Here is a 4,717-nt window from a genome sequence, read left to right on the forward strand (position 1 = left end):
CAAATAAGTTTGGTGTATTTAATTTAGCGACATTCGCAATGTGCTGACAACTGAGTGAGGTTAGCATGGCAAACAGGGATGTTTGGCAAGGAACGTTAAAAGCGAACGAAGGCAGAAGGCAGTCACGCAGTGACCACTTGCGTAGTCGCCGCGGGAGATGGTAAAGAGGGGTGGCGCTAACCCTCTTAACTCGGACGTAATCACCGTATAGAAACAACCGCAAAACAACAAAACGTCCGAAACTCAAAGAACTAAAAAATAAAGAACCAAAAAATTTTGAGGAGAGGGGTTTTTAAAGCCCAAAAATCTCGCCAATAAATCGCTAACGCTAGTTATAACATCAGCTAGTAACCAAAAAATTTTGAGGAGAGGGGTTTTTAAAGCCCAAAAATCTCGCCAATAAATCGCTAACGCTAGTTATAACATCAGCTAGTAACCAAAAAATTTTGAGGAACGGGGTTTTTAAAGCCTAAAAATCCCCCTAAAGTTTCTTCGAAATTGGTTTTAAGGGCGTAATTAAGACATAATATTACATTAATCTTTACAAAAGTTAACAATTAAACCACCAAAAAAAGTTGCATGGTTTTTTGCAATCACTATACTTTTATAGCATATTTATACGAATGGATAAATTTTATGTCGGTAGGCATAAAATTGTAAATAAATCATTAATTTAATTGACAGGAATGTCGGATATGTGTTATAATTTAAAACACCAAACACCAAACACCAAACCTGCCCAACCTATAATTTAACGTTAGTAAAGTTAAGCACGCACGGTCTATTATCTCATTACAATTTATTTTTCCAGCAAATTCGGCAAAATTTTTTAAAATTTCTTGGTTTAGCCTGTTTATCTCGGCCGATGGTTTTCATATTAACCGTGGTTGTTTTACTTTCTATTTCTTTTGCTAATCATGCATTAACCGCTAAAACGATTTATGTTATTCAAGGTTCAGCGCCTTATTTAACCTTCGATGGTGGTAGTACTCGGGTAACAAATACTGAAGCGCTACTCAGGATATCCCTTTCAGATGGAAGAACATTTACTCGGACAACCAATGATTCAAGTTTAGACAATCCTATCGAGTTACCGGTTGCTGGTCAGAGTTTTAATGATATTGGTATGTTGATACCAACTGATAAAAATTTAATCGAATTAAATTCTCTTATTGCATCACCCTATAATTATTGGGGGGATGATGATGGTGATGGTCAGGGGATTAATGGTGTCACTGCTACCGGTGGTTTATATTTAGATATTTTTGATAAAGACGGTTTTCGTGTTGCCCGTAATGAAGTGCTGTCTATTTGTAAAGCGCCATATAAATTAGTCTTATCTAATTTTGAAAGTAGATTAACAACACGTTATGGTGTGCCTAATGAAACTCGTTTTGAGCGAAGGAGTACCACTTATTATATTAATCCTAAGAAAGAATCATCGCCAGTGATTTGTTATGTAATGCCTAACTTAAGTGGGTTTGGTATTCCTGCTGACTCTGCTGGCAAATGGTACCGTTATGGGAAGGGTTTTCTACCACAGTCAGTTACGCCATCGTCTTATGGTTCAAACTTCCCGACTACTGGTGCTAATAATTTGTATTTTGATTTAGTTATTGCCGGCACTAATCAGGCCTTATCTTGGGCTCCGGTTTCTCATGGTGGTATTACGGCGACGATGACCGATTCAACAAGTACCAGCGTTCGAGTCACCCTAACGGGTCCTGTTGCTACACCATCGCAATGGTCTTCAAATAATCCAGGTGAAATCGACAGACTATCTTTACCGCAGGTATTTGAGTTAGTTGGTCGTGATAGCAGTGGTAATGCGGTGGTCAAATATGGATTTGAGTTAAAGCAATGGTTTGTTAGTCGTGGTGAAATTTCTTATTCCTATCTTAGTACGAAATCTTGGTGTAATAATATTGGATACCGTCTCCCAACGGTCAGTGATTTAACTAATGTGACTTGTCAACCATGGCGGGACTGGCAGACTCAAGATGTGTGTGAAGGTGCAGAAAGTGCAAAGCCTTCGTCACCTAGTAAGTTTTCCCGTCGTCACATTGATGCAGGATTTTTCTCGGAATGGGGGGATATGCGCTATTACGCTAATGCCCACTTCGGATACGCTGATGCCTACTTCGCATACGGCCATTGGACGCAAGATAGTGTGGGTGGTAATCCTTATCGTTTTTTTGTGGTTAACTCGTTGGATGGTACGATATATAACGATTATCACTTCCCCAATTACGGACTCTGTGTCTATCCTTAACTATTATTCTTTAGTTCTTAGGTATTGAAGTTGAGGATAAAAATAACGTTAGGGCGATAAAAAACGATTTTGTGGCGCGACATTGGCAATGTGCTGACAACTGAGTGAGGTTAGCATGGCAAACAGGGATGTTTGGCAAGGAGCGTTAAGAGCGAACGAAGGCGGAAGGCAGTCACATCGTGACCACTTGCGTGGTCGCCGCGGGAGATTGTAAAGAGGGTTCGCGCCAACCCTCTTAACTCGGACGTAATCGCCGTATAGAAACAACCACAAAACAACAAAACGTCCGAAACTCAGCGAACCAAAAAAATTGAGGAACGGGGTTTTTAAAGCCAAAAAATCCCCCTAAAGTTTCTTCGAAATTGGTTTTAAGCGAGTAATTAAGAGGTAATATTACATTAATCTTTACAAAAGTTAACAATTAAACCATCAAAAAAAGTTGCATGGTTTTTTCCAATCACTATACTTTTATAGCATATTTATACGAATGGATAAATTTTATGCCGTTAGGCTTAAAATTTTAAATAAATCATAAAATTGGATTGACAAGGATATCTGATATGGATTATAATTTTCAACAAGCAACAAGCAACCTGCCCAACCTATAATTTCACCTCTCTAAAGTTAAGCTCATACCGTTTATTATTTCACTGCAGTTTATTATTTCGACAATTTCCAAAATTTCCGAAATTCTGGCAAAATTTTTCAAAATTTTTTGGTTTAGCCTGTTTACCTCGGCCGATGGTTTTGGTATTAACCGTAGTTGTATTACAGTCTATCTCTTTTGCTAATTATGCATTAACCACTAAAACGACCAATATTATTTATGGCTCAGCCCCATATTTAACCTTCGATGGTGGTAGTACCCGGATAACAAATACCGAAGCACTACTCGGGATATCCCTTTCTGATGGAAGAAGATTTACTCCGACAACCAATAATTCAAGTTTAGCCAATCCTATCGAGTTACCTGTTGTTGGTCAGAGTTTTAATGATATTGGTATGTTAGTACCAACGGATACTAATTCTATTGCATTAAGTTCACTTATTGGCACACCGTATAATTATTGGGGTGATGATGATGGCGATGGTCAGGGAGTTAATGGTGTCACCGCTACTGGTAGTTTAAATTTAGCTATTATTGATAAATTCAGAAATCCTGTTGCCCGTAATGAAGTGCCGACTATTTGTGACGGTAAAGCGCCTTATAAACTAACGTTATCTAATACTAGCGGTAGATTAACAACACGTTATGGTGTACCTAATGAAAGTCGTTTTACGGCAGGTAATGCCACTTATTATATTCATCCTAAAGTATCGCCAGTAATTTGTTCTGCTAAACCTAACTTGGAATTCAGTGCAGGTGTCTATCTTGCTTTTCCTTACATGTGGAGCCCTGTTAAGGGTTATCTACCACAGTCAGTTACGCCATCGTCTTATGATTTAAACTTCCCAACTACTGGTGCTCATAATTTGTATTTTGATTTACTTATTGCCGGCACTAGTCAGGCCTTATCTTGGGCTCCGGTTTCTCATGGTGGTATTACGGCGACGATGACCGATTCAACAAGTACTAGCGTTCGAGTTACTCTAACAGGTCCTGTTGCTACACCATCGCAATGGAGTTCAGATAATCCAGGTCAAATCGACAGACTATCTTTACCGCAGGTATTTGAGTTAGTCGGTCGTGATAGCAATGGTAATGCGGTGGTTAAATATGGTTTTGAGTTAAAGCACTGGTTTGTTAATCGTGGAAATAGGAACGTTTATACCTATTCTAGCACGGAATCTTGGTGTAATAAGATTGGAGGATACCGTCTGCCTAAGGTCAAGGATTTAACTAGTGCGAATTGTCGTCGTCAAGTGGCATCTAGTTGTGAAGGTGCAAAGCCTGAGGCAATTTATAATCGGTACTGGCGTCACATTGGTACAGGATTGTTCTCGGAATGGGGGATAATGGACTATTACACTGGAGCCAACTTCAACCAAAATGTCTTTTTTTGGACGCAAGATAGGGTTCGGACGCGAGATAGAGGTGGTCGTGATTATTTAGTGCCTTTTATGGTTGAATCGAAAATGGGTTCGGTGAAACTTCCCGGTAATTTTAGAGACACCACCAACGGCTATGGACTCTGTGTCTATCCTTAACTATTATTTCTTAATTTTTAGGTATTGAAGCTGAGGATAAGAAAAATAACGTTAGGGCGATAAAAGCGATTTTGTGGCGCGACTTTCGCAATGTGCTGACAACTGAGAGAGGTTAGCATGGCAAACAGGGATGTTTGGCAAGGCTGTGTTTTGTCAGGAACAAATCACAACCGGTGCGTTAACAGCGAACGAAGGCGGAAGGTAGTCACGTAGTGACCACTTGCGTGGTCGCCGCGGGAGATTGTAAAGAGGGTTGGCGCCAACCCTCTTAACTCGGACGTAATCACCGTATAGAAA

The 4,717-nt window shown here is 39.7% G+C and carries 2 protein-coding genes; both read left to right on the top strand.

Features of this window, described 5'->3' with window-relative positions:
- Positions 1-865: 865 nt before the first annotated feature.
- Positions 866-2,272, top strand: a complete 1,407-nt coding sequence (locus tag H3U97_RS11275; protein WP_198198994.1) for a hypothetical protein — start codon at positions 866-868, stop codon at positions 2,270-2,272.
- A 741-nt stretch (positions 2,273-3,013) separates the two neighbouring features.
- Positions 3,014-4,420 carry a hypothetical protein gene (locus H3U97_RS11280; RefSeq protein ID WP_198198995.1) on the top strand — a complete coding sequence of 469 codons (1,407 nt, stop codon included), beginning with the start codon at positions 3,014-3,016 and terminating at the stop codon, positions 4,418-4,420.
- Positions 4,421-4,717: the final 297 nt, after the last annotated feature.

The organism is Gilliamella sp. W8128, assembly GCF_016100545.1.
Classification (GTDB): domain Bacteria; phylum Pseudomonadota; class Gammaproteobacteria; order Enterobacterales; family Orbaceae; genus Gilliamella; species Gilliamella apis.